The organism is Streptomyces adustus, assembly GCF_009377175.1.
GTDB classification, from domain to species: Bacteria; Actinomycetota; Actinomycetes; order Streptomycetales; family Streptomycetaceae; genus Streptomyces; species Streptomyces adustus.
The window spans coordinates 1-15,546 of the sequence record NZ_VJZD01000224.1; the positions used below are offsets into that span (position 1 = coordinate 1).

At 71.3% G+C, this 15,546-nt stretch carries 14 protein-coding genes and 1 pseudogene; 7 read left to right on the forward strand and 8 right to left on the reverse strand.

Annotated elements, in window-relative coordinates:
• A partial coding sequence (locus FNH09_RS36135; protein WP_152894116.1) for a hypothetical protein occupies nt 1–551 on the forward strand: 551 nt, incomplete at its 5' end.
• Between the two features lie 338 nt (nt 552–889).
• Nucleotides 890–1,096 carry a DUF5999 family protein gene (locus FNH09_RS36140; protein ID WP_152894126.1) on the forward strand — a complete coding sequence of 69 codons (207 nt, stop codon included), beginning with the start codon at nt 890–892 and terminating at the stop codon, nt 1,094–1,096.
• 183 nt (nt 1,097–1,279) lie between these two features.
• Here FNH09_RS36140 and FNH09_RS36145 read toward each other — a convergent pair whose 3' ends face one another.
• The 5 genes and pseudogenes from FNH09_RS36145 to FNH09_RS36165 form a co-directional block, all read right to left on the reverse strand.
• On the reverse strand, nt 1,280–2,389 hold the full coding sequence (locus FNH09_RS36145) for an endo-1,4-beta-xylanase (RefSeq protein WP_152894127.1): 1,110 nt from the start codon (nt 2,387–2,389) through the stop codon (nt 1,280–1,282).
• Between the two features lie 110 nt (nt 2,390–2,499).
• Nucleotides 2,500–3,264, reverse strand: coding sequence for a carbohydrate ABC transporter permease (locus FNH09_RS36150; RefSeq protein WP_238427317.1), 765 nt, complete (start codon nt 3,262–3,264; stop codon nt 2,500–2,502).
• A gap of 59 nt (nt 3,265–3,323) precedes the next feature.
• Nucleotides 3,324–4,244: pseudogene (locus FNH09_RS36155) on the reverse strand (carbohydrate ABC transporter permease); the annotation flags it as partial.
• Between the two features lie 34 nt (nt 4,245–4,278).
• The gene (locus FNH09_RS36160) at nt 4,279–5,571 is read right to left on the reverse strand and encodes an extracellular solute-binding protein (RefSeq protein WP_152894118.1); all 1,293 of its coding nucleotides are present in this window, start codon (nt 5,569–5,571) and stop codon (nt 4,279–4,281) included.
• Between the two features lie 176 nt (nt 5,572–5,747).
• The gene (locus FNH09_RS36165) at nt 5,748–7,283 is read right to left on the reverse strand and encodes a glycoside hydrolase family 43 protein (RefSeq protein ID WP_476691275.1); all 1,536 of its coding nucleotides are present in this window, start codon (nt 7,281–7,283) and stop codon (nt 5,748–5,750) included.
• Between the two features lie 383 nt (nt 7,284–7,666).
• On the opposite strand from FNH09_RS36165, the gene FNH09_RS36170 reads away from it, so the two are divergent.
• From FNH09_RS36170 to FNH09_RS36180, 3 genes are all read left to right on the forward strand, one after another.
• Nucleotides 7,667–9,622: an APC family permease gene (locus FNH09_RS36170; RefSeq protein ID WP_152894120.1), complete on the forward strand. Its 1,956-nt coding sequence runs from the start codon at nt 7,667–7,669 to the stop codon at nt 9,620–9,622.
• Between the two features lie 137 nt (nt 9,623–9,759).
• Nucleotides 9,760–10,302 (forward strand): hypothetical protein, encoded by a 543-nt coding sequence (locus tag FNH09_RS36175; RefSeq protein ID WP_152894121.1) that lies wholly within the window; start codon nt 9,760–9,762, stop codon nt 10,300–10,302.
• Nucleotides 10,303–10,434: 132 nt separating this feature from the next.
• Nucleotides 10,435–10,830 carry a TOBE domain-containing protein gene (locus FNH09_RS36180; protein ID WP_152894122.1) on the forward strand — a complete coding sequence of 132 codons (396 nt, stop codon included), beginning with the start codon at nt 10,435–10,437 and terminating at the stop codon, nt 10,828–10,830.
• 22 nt (nt 10,831–10,852) lie between these two features.
• On the opposite strand, the gene FNH09_RS36185 is transcribed toward FNH09_RS36180, so the two are convergent.
• The 3 genes from FNH09_RS36185 to FNH09_RS36195 form a co-directional block, all read right to left on the reverse strand.
• Nucleotides 10,853–12,013, reverse strand: coding sequence for an NAD-dependent formate dehydrogenase (locus FNH09_RS36185; protein WP_152894123.1), 1,161 nt, complete (start codon nt 12,011–12,013; stop codon nt 10,853–10,855).
• 104 nt (nt 12,014–12,117) lie between these two features.
• Complete coding sequence (locus FNH09_RS36190; RefSeq protein ID WP_152894124.1) at nt 12,118–13,062, reverse strand: LysR family transcriptional regulator; 945 nt, start codon at nt 13,060–13,062, stop codon at nt 12,118–12,120.
• A gap of 46 nt (nt 13,063–13,108) precedes the next feature.
• The gene (locus FNH09_RS36195) at nt 13,109–13,597 is read right to left on the reverse strand and encodes a molybdopterin-dependent oxidoreductase (protein WP_162469629.1); all 489 of its coding nucleotides are present in this window, start codon (nt 13,595–13,597) and stop codon (nt 13,109–13,111) included.
• Nucleotides 13,598–13,805: 208 nt separating this feature from the next.
• Between FNH09_RS36195 and modA the strand changes: the two genes are divergently transcribed.
• Both modA and FNH09_RS36205 read left to right on the forward strand, forming a co-directional pair.
• Entirely contained in the window at nt 13,806–14,633 is an 828-nt protein-coding gene (gene modA, locus FNH09_RS36200; protein ID WP_152894125.1) for a molybdate ABC transporter substrate-binding protein, read from the forward strand.
• Entirely contained in the window at nt 14,630–15,487 is an 858-nt protein-coding gene (locus FNH09_RS36205; protein WP_162469630.1) for an ABC transporter permease, read from the forward strand. The genes modA and FNH09_RS36205 overlap by 4 nt, the downstream gene beginning before the upstream one ends.
• Nucleotides 15,488–15,546: the final 59 nt, after the last annotated feature.

Sequence of the window (15,546 nt, forward strand, 5' to 3'; positions counted from 1 at the left end):
CCCTTCGCTCCGTCCTCACGGCACTCGGTTCCCCCACCGCCGTCCACGAGGCGCAGACCCCCTCCCTGCGCGCGGCCCAGGGACCCGCGACACCCGAACTCCCGCTGCCCGTGCATGTACTGGACCGGATCACCCCCGAAGGCATGTCCGGGACGAGGCTGGCCGGCTGGCGGTTCCTGATCCGCTGCGGCGACCGCGCGGTGGCCGCAGCGGAGACCAGGCTCACCCCTGACGGCTGGGCCTTCTCGCACTTCTTCGAGGGCCCCTACATCGCCGCCACCGAACGGGCGCTGCGCCAGGCCGAGTCGGTGCAGCAGCCCTACCAGGCACGTCTGTTGTCCGTGCCCGGCCTGTACATGCTCACCCTGTGGCTGCACGGCGACTGCGCCTCGGACGGCGCCGAGGGCCATCCCCTCGCCACCGACCTGCTGGTTCCGCTGGCCCCCGCGCCACCCGGCATCGCGGCGCATCGCCCACACCGGGTCGCCGAACTGCTCCCGGTCCTGACCCACCGGGCGACACCGGCACCGTTGCTGAGTCAGCCGGCCTGACTCCCGGGATTCGCCTCTCGCACCCCGCTGCCGGAACTCCCTTCCGGCAGCGGGGTGCGTATGTCCGCGCCGCGTGCGCTCCTCGGAGCCGGAACGTACTCGTACGAGCCGCAACCGGCCCCCGACCGGTAGTGACTAGCCCTGTCCGACCACACCGAACCCCCCGAAGGGACCGTACAGTTGGGATGAACCGTCCGCCCGGGGGATGCGTCATGAACCTGTGAGAAGCGGTGCACCGAAATCCCTGCGGATTGACGCCTGTAGGGCAACACTGGGTTCCGACCGACTTATCACCACGGGGGACGGACATGACCACGACAGAGACAGAGATCCCACCCATGTGCCAGCACCAGCCACCGTGCCCGACAGCCGACTCCGCCGACCGGGAATCCGCCCGCCTGATGGCGCACCACCCGGAGCAGGGATGGAGCCTGCTGTGCAACGGCGTCCTCCTCTTCGAGGACACCGGTGAGCTCCTGCCCGACGGCCAGATCATCGCCCCGCACCGCCCGCTGGAGTCCGGCCGGATCGTGACGGCCGCCTAGGGCCGCCAGGAAGAACACCCTGCGGCGCCGCGCGACGCCGGAAGGACATGAGGGGCCGGACCGCAGACTCCCTGCGAACCGGCCCCGACGCATGTCCAGGGGTGTTCACTCACCGTAGTGACCTGGAGGCAGAACCGCCACCGGCTGCCCGCCCCGGTGCTGTTCCCGGGCGTCCGGGCCGCGTCACGCCAAGGCGTCCCGCAGCGCGAAGTACGCGGGCTTGGGCCGGAGTTGCTCGTCCCAAGGCAGCGCGGCGCCCTGCCCCTCGAAGAACGCCGGGATCCAGGAGTACTTGTCGGTCCAGTCCCAGACCGTGATGCCCACGCACCGGCGCACCGCCAGGCACGCCCGGGTCATGTCCCGGTACCAGTCAGCCTGCTCGGCCAGCTTCTCCTCGGTGGCGGGCAGCAGCATCCGTACGTCGACCTCGGTCAGCGCGGTGTCCAGACCGAGCCGGGAGAACCGGCGCAGATTCTCCTCCAGAGTGGCCGGATAGCCGTACTGGAGGGCGAGGTGGGCCTGGAGGCCGATGCCGTCGAGCGGGACTCCCTGCGCCTTCAGTTCCTGGGCCAGCCGGTAGTAGGCGTCGCTCTTCGGGCCGGTCGCCTCGATGTTGTAGTCGTTGAGGTAGAGCTTGGCGTGCGGATCGGCCTGGTGGGCCCAGCGCAGTGCGTCGGCGATGTAGCCGGGGCCGAGCGTCTTGTAGAAGACCGTCTCGCGGTAGGTGCCGTCCTCGTTGAACGCCTCGTTGACGACGTCCCAGGAGTAGACCTTGCCCCGGTAGTGGCGGGCCTCGGTGAGGATGTGGTTCTTCAGCACGGCCCGCAGGTCGTCGGCGCTCCACGTCCGCCCGGTGAGCCAGTCGGGCAGCTGGCTGTGCCAGACCAGGGTGTGGGCGCGGACCTTCTGGTGGTGGGCGCGGGCGAGGTTCACGATCTGGTCGCCCGCGGTCCAGTCGAAGACGCCCTGCCGGGGCTCGGTGGCGTACCACTTCATGCCGTTGCCCGGGGTGATCATGTCGAACTCGCTGCCGAGGAGCGCGGTGTAGGCGGTGTCGGTGAGTTCGGGGTTGTCGGTGGCGCTGCCGAAGTAGCGGCCGTGGCGCCGGGCGAGGTCGGCGAGGGTCGACTGCCCCGCGTGCCGGCCGCCGTGGTTCCCGGCGCGCCCTTCGCCTGCCTGGGCGGCCGGGCCGCCGACGACCCCCGCCGCCACCAGCAGCGCGGCGAGGGCGCCGGCGATTCTGAGCCGGGCGCGGGACGGACGGGTGCCGGTCAAGGCACCCGTGGTGCTCATTGATCGGGTGGTGTTCATGGTGCGACTCCTCACGGTCGGGGACGGGTCCCCCTGGCTCGGCCGGAGTCGGGAGCCGGGGGCAGAGTGAGCCGTACGTCCGCGGGCGCGGGTCATCCCTTCGTCGCGCCGGCGGTGAGGCCGCCGACGAGCTGGCGCTCGGCGACGGAGTAGAAGGCCAGGGCGGGCACCATGGCCAGGACGAGGTAGGCGAAGACTCGGGCGTACTCCGCCGAGTACTGGCCCTGGAACTGCTGGACGCCGATGGGCAGGGTCCACCAGGTGCCGTCGGTGAACACCAGCAGCGGCAGGAAGAAGTTGTTCCAGCTGGTGACCACCGCGAGGACCGAGACCGTGCCGAGCGCCGGCCGTGCCATGGGCAGCAGGATCCGCCAGAAGAAGCCGAAGGGGCTGCAACCGTCGAGGGTGGCCGCCTCCTCCAGCTCGCCGGGAATCTGCCGGAAGAAGCCGCGCAGGATGATGATCGTCATCGGCAGTCCGTAGGCGGCCTGCGGCAGGATCACCCCCAGCGGGTTGTCCAGCAGGTCCATCGAGCGCAGCAGCAGGAACAACGGCAGGGCCGCCACCGCGAAGGGGAACATCAGCCCCAGGGTGAAGAGGGTGAACAGCGTCTCCCGCCCGCGGAAGGCGAACCGGGCGAAGGAGAAGGCCGCGAGCGCGGACACCGCGACCACCAGCACGGTCGTCGCCACCGCGATCAGGGTGCTGTTGCCGAGCAGCCGCCAGAAGTCGCCGGAGCCCAGGATGTCGGTGTAGTTCCCGGTCAGCCACCGGTCGGGCAGCCCGAACGGGTTGCGGGAGAGCTCGTCGGTGGACTTGAAGCCGGACAGGGCGGCGTACACCAGGGGTACGACCATGACCGTGCCGACGACCAGGAGGACCAGGTGCAGCGGCAGGGTGCGCAGGGTCTTGCGGGTCACTTGCCGTTCCCCCTCATCGTCGTGGTGGCGCCCTCCAGGTCGCGGCGGAGCACGAACCGCTGGTAGGCGAGGGCGAAGACGAGACAGATGCCGAACATGACCACGCTGATCGCGCTGGCGTAGCCGACCTGGTAGCGCTTGAAGCCGTACTGGAACATGGTCACGGCCATCGTCTCGGAGTGGTGGTCGGGGCCGCCCTGGGTGACCACCCACACCAGGTCGAACAGCTGGATCGCCCCGATGACGGACAGGAAGACGCTGATGCGCAGGGTGGGGGCCAGCAGCGGCAGGGTGACGTTGCGGAAGCGCTGCCACGGTCCGGCGCCGTCGATCAGCGCCGCCTCGGTCAGCTCGGCAGGGACCGCTTGGAGCCCGGCCAGGTAGAGCATCATGTGGAAGCCGAAGTACTTCCAGGTCATGACCAGGAAGAGGGTGGCCAGGACCCAGGAGGGGTCGGCGAACCACTCGCCGCCCAGACCGTCGAGTCCGACGGCGCCCAGGACGTGGTCGGCGAGTCCGTCGTCCGGTGCGAAGACCATGCTGAACAGCACGCCGGTGATGGCCTCGGACAGGACGTACGGCGCGAAGAACAGCATCCGGTAGACGGCCCGGCCACGCAGCCGCTGGTTGAGCAGCACCGCCATGGCGAGGGCGAAGGGCAGCTGGATCAGCAGCGACAGGACGACCAGGAGCAGACAGCGCCACAGATCGCCGAGGAAGACCGGATCCTGGAAGAGGCGGGTGAAATTGTCCGCGCCTGCGTAGTCGGAGGGCATCCCGAAGCCGCCCCAGCGGAAGAAGGCGGCGTACAGCGCGAACAGCATCGGCAACAGGACCAGGCCGATGAACAGCACCAGTGCGGGGATCTGGAAGCCGACGGCGGTGAGCCAGTTCAGCAGGCGCCGCCGGGCCCGGCCGCCGGTCCGGAAGGAAGGTCGAGGTCATCGCGGGCTACTGCTCTTCCTTCGCGGTCTTGGTGACCGACTGGGTCACCTGCTCCGGCGACTTGGATCCGGCGATCAGCGCGGCCACGCTGTCGTTGATCTCCTGGCCGACGGCGGGCGCGTAGGCCTGGTCGAGGTAGAGCTGGAAGCCGGTGGCGGCCTTCAACTGTGCCTGTACGGCGGTGAGGTTGGGGTCGGTCAGGGAGCTCTCGGCGGCCGGGACCACCGGCAGGACGCCGGTCTTCTTGACCAGTTCCTGGTCGGTGGCCTGGGAGGCGAAGAACTTCAGGAAGTCGACGGCGGCCTGCGGGGCGCCCTTGCGCAGCGCGTGGCCGCCGCCTCCGCCGAACACCTCGGTGATCGAGCCCTGGCCGCCCTCGACCGCGGGGAACGGGAAGAATCCGAGGTCGGCGCCGAGACCCTTGCCCGCGTCGGCCTCGACGACGGGGGCCCACTGGCCCATGAGCTCCATCGCCGCCTTGCCGTTGCCAACCGTGGCGGCCTGGCCGGTGGGGGTGGAGTAGGCGGCACCGAGGAAGCCCTTCTGGAACGGCTGGAGGTCGACGAGTTCCTTCAGGTGACCGCCCGCCTGCACGAACCCGGCCCCGGTGAAGTCCTTGTCGTCCGCGGCCTTGCGCAGGGCGTCGACGCCCGCGGTGCGCATCGCCAGGTAGGCCCAGTAGTACATGCCGGGCCACTTCTCCTTGCCCGCGAGGGCGAGCGGGGTGACGCCGGCGGACTTCAGTCTGCGCACGGCGTCGAGGAAGCCGCTCCAGGTGGTCGGGGGCGCACTGACGCCGGCCTGCTTGAACAGCGCCTTGTTGTACCAGAAGCCGATCATGCCGATGTCGAACGGGATGCCGTACGTCTTGTCGTCGATCAGGTACGGCTGCTTCGCGACCGGCAGCAGCCCGTCGGCCCAGGCCTTGGTGCTGTCGGTGAGGTCCTCGACGAGCCCTGCGTCGACCTGCTGCTTGAGGACGCCGCCGCCCCAGGTGTGGAAGATGTCCGGCAGCTTCCCGGAGGCGGTAAGCGCCGTCATCTTCGACTTGTAGGCGTCGTTCTCCAGCTGGACGATCTTTATCTTCACCTTGGGGTTCTGCGCCTCGAACTTCTTGGCGAGGCCTGCCCAGACGTCCTTGGTGGGCTGGGTCGTCGAGATGTTCCACCACTCGATCGTGGTCGTCCCCGACGACCCTCCGTCCGAGTCGCCGCCACAGCCGCTGAGTGCCGTCATGCCCAGACCGGCCGCGGCGGAGACCGCCAGGAAGCCGCGGCGGGACAGTGCCGGGTCGCCCATGATGCGCTCCTTGGGTACGGGACGGCTCGTCCTGTCCGTCCGAGATTCCGAAAGTTTCGGAATAGATCCGGAAACCTTCGTTGCTGCCGCACCCTAGAGACAGCCTCGGACGGGTGGCAACCCCTTGTACGCGGCGAATCCGCCGCCAACGCCCCCTGAGTTGGCCGCGGTTGGGATCAGCGTGGTCCGGCGCCGGGGGTCACGGGGCGCGGACCGTGGTCGAACCAGTCGTACGCAGCACTGCCCTCGGTGACGTACATCCCGATCACCCGCCCGGTGAAGCCCCCGGCGACCTGCGTGGACAGATAGCGGCCGTCGAGCGCGGCGAGCCGCAGGACGCCTTCGGAACTCTCGGCGGAGAAAGCGATCGTGTCGGGCCCGCCGGCCCTGACTCCGGGCGCTTCCTGGCCGGCGCCCGTGACCGTGGGCGGCAGGATGTCGTCGGTGCGGGTCTCGACGGTCAGGGTGAGCGGCCCCGGCGGCACGGCGTGCCGTGCGACGCACTGCCGCAGCGGGCCGATCCTGGCGTGGACGCTCACCGTGCCGTCGTACACCTCCAGGTCGTAGTGGTGGGCCTCGTCCAGGCGGACGGAGAGTCCGGCCCGCCCCCGGCCGGCGTCGAGCCGGACGGACGTCCGGCTGTCGGCGTGCTGCTGCCTGCGGCCGACGAAGGTGTGCCCGGGGCGGTCCAGGCTGTCGCCGGTCGCGGTCAGCGTCAGCCAGCCCGGCCGCCGGGCCAGCGACCAGGAGCCGTCCGGCCTGGCGCGCGGGGAGATCCAGCACGGCGCCAGGGCCGGGGCGTCGAAGTCGTCGCGCACCGGCTCCGGCGGGAGCGGGTGCCAGGCGGCGGGCGCGGGGTGCCGCCCGGCGACCGGCCCCACCCGCGGCCAGCCGTCCACCCACTCCACCGGTACCAGGAAGGTCTCCCGCCCGAGCACATGGAACTCCGGGAAGAAGCCGCCCGGACGGGTGCCCAGCAGCACCATCCACCAGGTGCCGTCGGCCGCCTCGACCAGGTCGGCGTGGCCGGTGCACTGGACGGGCAGGTCCGTGCCTCGGTGGGTGAGCACCGGATTGCCCGGCGCCGGTTCGAACGGCCCGCGCGGGGACCGGGCACGGGCCACGCTGACGCCGTGGCCGAGGGCCGTGCCGCCCTCCGCCAGCAGCAGGTACCACCACCCGCCGATCCGGTACAGGTGCGGGGCCTCCGGATCCCGCAGCCCCGTGCCGGACCAGACGGGCAGCGGACCTTCGAGCACCTTGCCGGTCAGCGGGTCGATGCGGGCCACCCGGACCCCGGCCAGGGCGCACCAGCAGGATCCTTCGTCGTCCCAGGCGAGATCGGGATCGATCCCGGGCAGGTCGATCCAGACGGGATCGGACCACGGCCCCTCGGGCCGCTCGCTGTGCACCAGGAAGGTGCCCCCACCGCCCACGAGGGTGGTGATGACATGGAACCGGCCGTCGTGGTGCCGCAGGGTCGGGGCGTATACGCCGGCGGAGGCGGGGGTGTCCGGCGGTATCGCCAACTGCCCCGGCCGGTCCAGCACGTTGCCGATCTGCCGCCAGTGCACCAGGTCGCGGCTGTGGAAGAGCGGGACTCCCGGTACGTACTCGAAGCTGGAACAGACCAGGTAGAAGTCCGCCCCGACCCGGCAGACGCTCGGGTCGGGGTGGAAGCCGGGGATCACGGGGTTGTCGTACGTCCGAATCGTCATGCGCGTCAGCTCCTCCGCGGGAAACCGTCCGAAACTTTCGGCTTCGTCGGCGAACATTACGGAGCGGACTGTAGGGCGGCGGCGGGAGGCGGACAAGACGTCCCGCCGCCGCTGTGCGCCTCGGCTCTCCCCGTCACCCAGGGTGTCCGCCGACGGTCGTCGTCCGGTTCCCCCCGCCGCCCGACCCGAGCGGTCCCCCGTCGGCGTACGGGCGTCTTCCTGGTGCGAGCCCGGGCCCGCCCGGTCAGTCTTAACGGAGAATTGACGCCCCCCACCCCGAGATCCGTGGGCCCTGGCGTCACGCTCTGCATACGCTGGTGCGGCCGTCCGCGTGATGGCCGACACCACACGCCGGGCCGCACCCCAGGAGCACACCCATGGCCACGACCGAACACCCGCCGCCCAGTCGCCTGCGCGCCTGGATGCTGGAGGGCCTGTCCGACATGGGCAGGAGCGGCGGCCACCAGGGGCCGCACGCCCAGCCGGAGCCCTCGCACAAGGGCCAGCGCTGGTGGCGGGTGATGTGCCTGACCGGTGTCGACTACTTCTCGACCCTCGGCTACCAGCCCGGCATCGCGGCCCTCGCGGCCGGTCTGCTGTCACCCATCGCGACCATCGTGCTGGTGATCGTCACCCTGGCGGGCGCGCTGCCCGTGTACCGGCGGGTGGCCGAGGAGAGCCCGCACGGCCAGGGCTCGATCGCGATGCTGGAGAAACTGCTGTCGTTCTGGCAGGGCAAGCTCTTCGTACTGACGCTGCTCGGGTTCGCGGCCACCGACTTCCTGATCACCATCACCCTGTCGGCGGCGGACGCCTCCACCCACCTGGTCGAGAATCCGCATCTGAACAGCGCCCTGCACGACAAGCAGATGGTGATCACCCTGTTCCTGCTGGCACTGCTCGGCGCGGTGTTCCTCAAGGGCTTCCTGGAGGCGATCGGCGTCGCCGTCGTCCTGGTGGGCATCTACCTCTCCCTGAACGTCGTCGTGGTGATCAGCGGCCTGTACCACGTGGCCACCGCGGGACACGTGGTCACCGACTGGACCACCGCCCTGACCACCGAGCACGGCAACGTCTTCGCCATGGTCGGCGTGGCCCTGCTGGTGTTCCCCAAGCTCGCGCTCGGCCTCTCCGGCTTCGAGACCGGCGTGGCCGTGATGCCGCACGTCGAGGGCGACCCGGACGACACGGAGGAGCGGCCGACCGGCCGGATCCGGGACACCAAGAAGCTGCTCACCACCGCGGCCCTGATCATGAGCTGCTTCCTGATCTGCACCAGCTTCATCACCACCCTGCTGATCCCGGAGAAGGAGTTCCAGCCGGGCGGCCAGGCCAACGGACGTGCCCTGGCGTACATCGCGCACGAGTACCTGGGCAACGTCTTCGGCACCGTCTACGACGTCTCGACCATCTGCATCCTGTGGTTCGCCGGCGCCTCCGCCATGGCCGGCCTGCTGAACCTGATGCCGCGCTACCTGCCCCGTTACGGCATGGCCCCGCACTGGGCCCGCGCGGTGCGTCCCATGGTCATCGTCTTCACCCTGATCGGCTTCCTGGTCACCTGGATCTTCGACGCCGACGTCGACGCCCAGGGCGGCGCGTACGCCACCGGTGTGCTGGTGCTCATCAGCTCCGCGGCGATCGCCGTGACCATCGCCGCGCGCAAGGCGGGCCAGCGCAACTGGACCATCGGGTTCGCGGTCATCTCGGCGGTGTTCCTCTACACCACGGTCGTCAACGTCATCGAGCGTCCGGACGGCGTCAAGATCGGTGCCTGCTTCATCGTCGGCATCATCCTCGTCTCGCTGCTGTCCCGGCTGGCGCGCGCCTTCGAACTGCGCGTGACCAGCGTGACGCTGGACGACATGGCGGACCGCTTCGTCAGGGACATGGCCAGCCGGAAGATCCGGTTCATCGCCAACGAGCCCGACCGGCGGGACAAGGCCGAGTACCGCGACAAGATCGAGCAGATCCTCCAGGACAACGACATTCCCAGCCGGGAGGACTTCGTCTTCGTCGAGGTCACGGTCACCGACCCGTCCGAGTTCGAGGCGGGCCTGAACGTCCGCGGGGAGGTGCTGCACAACCGCTACCGGGTGCTGACCCTGGAGTCCGCCTCCATCCCCAACGCGCTGGCCGCGCTGCTGCTGCACGTCCGTGACTCGACCGGGTGCACCCCGCACATCTACTTCGAGTGGACCGAGGGCAACCCGTTCGCCAACTTCCTGCGCTTCTTCCTCTTCGGCCAGGGCGAGGTCGCCCCGGTCACCCGCGAGGTGCTGCGCGAGGCGGAACCGGACCGTGACCGGCGCCCCCGGGTCCACACCGGCTGACCACGGCGCGCGGGCCCCGCGCCTCGCCCCCGCGCCCCGCGGGGACGCGTATGGACCTCGTAAGGACCCGGCCGTACGGCGTCAGGACCGCGTCAGCGCACGTCCGGTTCCGGGGGCGCGGGCCTAGCGTGGGACTCATGGTCCCCACCGGCTCGCTCACCCCGTCCCGCCTCCGGCGCCTGCCCCCGGACGGCGACCGCCACTGGCACAGCGGCGTCCGGTACGCGGTGGGCTGCGCCCTGGCCCTGTGCGGCCTGACCTTCCTGCTCGACTGGGGTGCCGGAACCCTGACCCCGGCACGCGCCCTGCTGTGGCCGGCCCTCTCCGCGGTGCTCCTGCTGGCCCTGCTGCCGCAGCGCGTCACCGCGGGCCGCTGCTGGCTGGCGGTGCGCGGCCCGCTGCGCCGGCACCTGGTCCGTACCGACGCGCTGACGGAGGTACGGCAGTGCCCGGGACTCTCCGCGAGCCTGGTCCTGCGGGACGTCTTCGGTCACCGGGTGGAACTCGACCCCCGCGTACTGGCCGCCAACCCGCTGCTCTGGCACGACCTGGACACCGGCGCACGCCGCTCGCTCGAACGGGGCACGCTGCGGGAGGGCGCCGAGGTGCTGGAGCGGCTGCGCCGGGAGATCGACGACGAGACCGCGCGAGCCGTGCTCGAACGCTCCGGGATCTCCTGAACAGGACGAGCCGGGACGGGCCCGCGACGGTCTCCTCGTGACCCGCACGGCCCACGATCCCGACCCGCGGCCCCCTGTCCGTCGGCCGACCCCATGTCACCTGCACGGGTTCCCGGCCCTATCGTGACGCGTATGCAGTCCTACACAATCGGCCAGGCGGCACGGCTGCTCGGCGTGAGCCCCGACACCGCCCGGCGCTGGGCGGACGCGGGCCGGGTGACCACGCACCGCGACGACGGCGGCCGCCGGGTCATCGACGGCAAGGACCTCGCCGCGTTCTCCGTCGAGCTGGCCAGGCCCGGAGGCGGCGACGAGGACACCCCGTACACCTCGGTCCGCAACGCCTTCCCCGGCATCGTCACCGCGATCAAGCTCGGCGACGTCGCGGCCCAGGTCGAGATCCAGGCGGGCCCGCACCGCCTGGTCTCGCTGCTCACCCGCGAGGCCGTGGAGGAACTGGGCCTGGAGGTCGGGATGGAGGCCACCGCCCGGGTGAAGTCGACGAACGTGCACATCGACCGGGTCTGAGCGGGCGGCGGCCCGCACCCGGTCACCCGTGGACGGAGTAGGCGTGCGCGCCGGCCCCCGCCAGCGCTCCCCCGTCCACGATCAGGTACTCCTCCCGGACCGGCCGCCCGGCCAGCCAGCACTCCAGGATCTCCCGGGTGCCGGCCGCGTAACGGGCCTGCGCGGACAGCGAGGAGCCGGAGATGTGCGGGGTCATGCCGTGGTGCGGCATGGTGCGCCAGGGGTGGTCGGCGGGGGCGGGCTGCGGGAACCAGACGTCGCCCGCGTAGCCCGCCAGTTGCCCGCTGCGCAGCGCCCGGTCGACGGCGTCGCGGTCCACGATCAGCGCCCGCGCGGTGTTGACGAGGTAGGCGCCGCGCTTCATCGTGCCGATCAGCTTGTCGCCGAACAGGCCCTCCGTCTCCGGGTGCAGGGGCGCGTTGACGGTGACCACGTCACAGTGCGGCACCATGTCCTGCGCGCTCTCGTGGAAGGTCAGCCCGAGCTCCTCCTCCACGGCGCGCGGCAGCCGGTGCCGGTCGGTGTAGTGCAGCCCCACCTCGAAGGGCGCGAGCCGGCGCAGCACCGCCAGCCCGATCCGCCCCGCGGCCACCGTGCCGACCTGCATGCCCTCCAGGTCGTACGAACGCGCCACGCAGTCGGCGATGTTCCAGCCGCCGTCGAGCACGACCCGGTGGGACGGCAGGTAGTTGCGGACCAGCGCCAGCGTCGTCATCACCACGTGTTCGGCGACGCTGATGCTGTTGCAGTACGTCACCTCGGCGACGGTCACGCCGTGCGCGATGGCCGCGTCGAGGTCGACGTGGTCGGAGCCGATGCCCGCGGTGATCGCCAGCTTGAGGTTCCCGGCTGCGGCGATCCGTTCGGCGGTCAGGTAGGCCGGCCAGAACGGCTGCGAGATCACCACGTCGGCGTCGACGAGCTCCCGGTCGAAGACCGAGCCGTCGCCGTCCTTGTCGGAGGTGACGACCAGGGTGTGCCCGGCCGCCTCCAGGAAGCCGCGCAGACCGAGTTCGCCCGAGACGCTGCCGAGGAGGCGGCCCGGCGTGAAGTCGACCGCCTCGGGCGTCGGGGCGGTCTGGCCGCCCGGGTAGCGGTCGATCACGGGCAGGTCGTCGCGGGCGTAGGAGGTCGGGTATCCGTCGGTGGGGTCGTCGTACAGGACGCAGAGCACCTTGGCCATGTCACGGCTCCTCAACTTCGTCGTGGAAAGGCGCACTTCACGATCCTCGGGGTCATTCGCCCAGGTCAAAGCGAACGTTGCTATGTGGAGATAGCCGTCTCCTCTCAAACGCTCCCCGCGTCGGGCCGGCCCAGATGGCTGTGCAGCAGCGCGTCCAGCGCGCTGCGCAGCCCGGCTTCCCGCGCCACCGCCACCAAGGCGTCCGCGAGCACCGAAGGGGGTTCGCTGCGGGCGATGACCAGCCCGACCCGCGGCCCGTGCGCGGGCCCCTCCAGCGGCACCACGCGCATGCCGTCCGGGACTCCGAACAGGTGCAGCCAGGCGTGCGAGATCACGCTGGACCAGCGGCCGCCGGGCAGGTGCGCGTACAGCCCGGCGACGGAGTCCGACTCGATCGCGGGCGCGGCCGTGGCGCCGTCGGCGGCGAAGCACTCGTCGATGATCCGCCGGTTGCGCATCCGCGGGCCGAGCAGGCACAGCGGCAGCGCCGCGGCCTGGGACCAGCGGGCCGTGCGCGCCTCGCCCAGCGCGCCGCCGACGGGGGTGAGCAGCACGTACCGCTCCTCGTAGAGCGGGATCCGGCGCACGTTGCGCAGTGCGTCGTCCTCCAGGTACGTCATCGCCGCGTCCAGTTCGAACCCGCCGAGCCCCTGGGTGATGTCGGCCGAGGACAGCGACTCCAGCGCGACCCGGGCCCGCGGATGGCGGTCGCAGAACGGGGTGGTCAGCAGGGAGGCGACGGGCAGTGCGGTGGGTACGACGGCGAGCCGCAGCGTGCCGGCGAGCCCACCGCGCAGCATCGACAGCTCCTGGTGCAGCGCGTCGCGCTCGGCGAGGATGCGGTGCGCCCAGGCCAGGACGACTTCCCCCTCCGGGGTCAGTCCCTCGTACCGTCGTCCCCGCCGTACGACCGGCACGCCCAGTTCGTGTTCCAGGCGGCTGATCGCGGCGGACAGTGAGGGCTGCGAGACATGGCAGGCGGCCGCCGCCCGCGCGAAGTGGCGCTCACGCGCGAGCGCCACGAGGTACTCCAGCTGACGCAGCAGCATGCGCGGCCTCCGCCCCGCGGGACCCGACGGACCGCAGATGTCCGGTTCATGAAGCCGCCGCCGACCCGGGAGCGGGTGTGGCGGGCACCAACTGCCGCCAGTCGTAGCCCCCGTCGACGCGGATCGCGCTGATGCCGCTGATGTGCCGGGCCCCGCAGCGGTCCTGCGGAAGGACGAGCTGGGGTCCGGCGCGGTCGAGTGCGTCGTCGTCGATGCTCACCGCGAGCAGCACGGGCGCGTGGGCGAAGTCGGGGTCGATCTCGGCCCAGGACAGCAGGGCGTGGTGTCCGTCGGAGCCGGTGACGGCGATCAGGAAGCGCAGCCGGTCCTTGCGCCGGACCGGGTCGAATCCGGGACCGGCGTCCGACAGCACGTCGTACAGGCGGGGGCCGGCGAACCGGTGGTACTGCGTACCGCTGGTGGAGCACTCGAAGGCGACCCGCACCCGGTGCTGGCGCCAGCCGAGCAGATCCGGCACGGTCAGACGGGCCGGGCGGGCGAGGTCGCCGGTCAGGGAGATTTCCGCGAGCGTCACGTGCCACCACCTCCCGCATGACGGTACCCGGCGGAGGGCCTGGTGGAAACGCACATGCCCACCACAACCATGTATCGCAGCAGATCATGCGATGCAACAGGAGACTTATGCCTCGCATATGCGGCAGTATCATCGGGCACGGTCCGAAAGAGACCGTGGAGGGGCCCACCGGACCCCGACGTGAAGCAGCCAAGGGAGTAGACCCGTGATGACCCGTCCCGCACGCCGGACCCGCCGGACCTTGCAGATGGCCGGTGCGGGCGTTGCCGCGTTGCTGGCACTGAGCGCCTGCTCCTCCTCCGGCTCGGACTCCGACTCGGCCGCCAAGTCCGACTCCTCGACGTCGGCGTCGCCGAAGCTCTCCGGCACGGTGACCGTCTTCGCGGCCGCCTCGCTGAAGGAGAGCTTCACGGCCCTGGGCCAGCAGTTCGAGAAGGAGCACCCGGGCACTAAGGTCACCTTCAACTTCGGCGGCAGCGACACCCTCGCCGCGAGCATCACCGGCGGCGCCCCCGCCGACGTGTTCGCCGCCGCCAGCCCCAAGACCATGGCGATCGTGACCGACAAGAAGGACGCGGCCACCACGCCCGCCACCTTCGTCCGCAACCAGCTGGAGATCGCGACCCTGCCGGGCAACCCCGACAAGATCGCCTCCCTCAAGGACCTCACCAAGTCCGGCCTGAAGGTCGTCCTGTGCGACAAGACGGTGCCGTGCGGCGCCGCCGCCCAGAAGGCCCTCGACGCCGCCAAGCTGAAGCTCACCCCGGTCTCCTACGAGCAGGACGTCAAGAGCGCCCTGACCAAGGTCGAGCTGAAGGAGGCCGACGCGGCGGTCGTCTACAAGACCGATGTGCACGCCGCGGGTGACAAGGTGGAGGGCGTGGAGTTCCCCGAGTCCGCAGGCGCCGTCAACGACTACCCGATCGCCCTGCTCAAGGACGCCCCCAACGCCGAGGCCGGCAAGGCGTTCATCGCGCTGGTGCAGTCCGCCGAGGGCCGCCAGGTCCTGACCCAGGCCGGGTTCCTGGAGCCGTGATCCCCACCGACAAGGCGGACGCCGCGGACGACACCCGCCAGGGGCGTCCGCGGCGCGGCCGGGTCCGCACGGCGAACCGGGGCATCCCGCTGCCCCTGCTGCTGCCCGCTCTGCTGGGCCTGGCGTTCCTGCTCGTTCCGCTGGTCGCCCTGGTCGTCCGGGCGCCCTGGAGCGACATGCCGGCGCAGCTGACCAGCCCCGAGGTCTGGCAGGCCCTCCAGCTGTCCCTGCTGTGCGCCACCGCGGCGACCGCGGCGAGTCTCGTCGTGGGCGTCCCGCTGGCCTGGGTACTGGCCCGTACGGACTTCCCCGGCCGTGGCCTCGTACGGGCCCTGGTCACCCTGCCGCTCGTGCTGCCCCCGGTCGTCGGCGGTGTCGCGCTGCTGCTCGCGCTCGGCCGCAACGGGGTCGTCGGACAGTGGCTGGACGCCTGGTTCGGCATCACCCTGCCGTTCACGACGGCGGGCGTCGTCGTCGCGGAGACCTTCGTGGCGATGCCGTTCCTGGTGATCAGCGTGGAGGGCACCCTGCGGGCCGCCGACCCCCGCTACGAGGAGGCGGCCACCACGCTGGGAGCCTCCCGTTTCACCGCGTTCCGCCGGGTCACCCTGCCGCTGATCGCCCCGGGCATCGCGGCGGGCGCCGTGCTCGCCTGGGCCCGCGCGCTCGGCGAGTTCGGCGCGACGATCACCTTCGCGGGCAACTTCCCCGGCCGCACCCAGACCATGCCGCTCGCGGTCTACCTGGCCCTCCAGAGCGACCCGGAGGCGGCGATCGCCCTCAGCCTGGTGCTGCTGGCCGTGTCGATCGCGGTACTGGCGGGCCTGCGGGACCGCTGGATCACTGCGTCATGACAGCTACGAAACCGCCGGCACCGGCGGGACGGACGAGCCGACCGGCGAGGCTGCCCGCC

What these genes read in the sequence shown, in the direction of transcription:
- FNH09_RS36140 (WP_152894126.1), top strand. Translation starts at nt 890, where the DNA reads ATGTGCCAGCACCAGCCACCGTGCCCGACAGCCGACTCCGCCGACCGG.
- FNH09_RS36145 (WP_152894127.1), bottom strand. Translation starts at nt 2,389, where the DNA reads ATGAGCACCACGGGTGCCTTGACCGGCACCCGTCCGTCCCGCGCCCGG.
- FNH09_RS36150 (WP_238427317.1), bottom strand. Translation starts at nt 3,264, where the DNA reads ATGGTCGTACCCCTGGTGTACGCCGCCCTGTCCGGCTTCAAGTCCACC.
- FNH09_RS36160 (WP_152894118.1), bottom strand. Translation starts at nt 5,571, where the DNA reads ATGGGCGACCCGGCACTGTCCCGCCGCGGCTTCCTGGCGGTCTCCGCC.
- FNH09_RS36170 (WP_152894120.1), top strand. Translation starts at nt 7,667, where the DNA reads ATGGCCACGACCGAACACCCGCCGCCCAGTCGCCTGCGCGCCTGGATG.
- FNH09_RS36175 (WP_152894121.1), top strand. Translation starts at nt 9,760, where the DNA reads ATGGTCCCCACCGGCTCGCTCACCCCGTCCCGCCTCCGGCGCCTGCCC.
- FNH09_RS36180 (WP_152894122.1), top strand. Translation starts at nt 10,435, where the DNA reads ATGCAGTCCTACACAATCGGCCAGGCGGCACGGCTGCTCGGCGTGAGC.
- FNH09_RS36185 (WP_152894123.1), bottom strand. Translation starts at nt 12,013, where the DNA reads ATGGCCAAGGTGCTCTGCGTCCTGTACGACGACCCCACCGACGGATAC.
- FNH09_RS36190 (WP_152894124.1), bottom strand. Translation starts at nt 13,062, where the DNA reads ATGCTGCTGCGTCAGCTGGAGTACCTCGTGGCGCTCGCGCGTGAGCGC.
- modA (WP_152894125.1), top strand. Translation starts at nt 13,806, where the DNA reads ATGACCCGTCCCGCACGCCGGACCCGCCGGACCTTGCAGATGGCCGGT.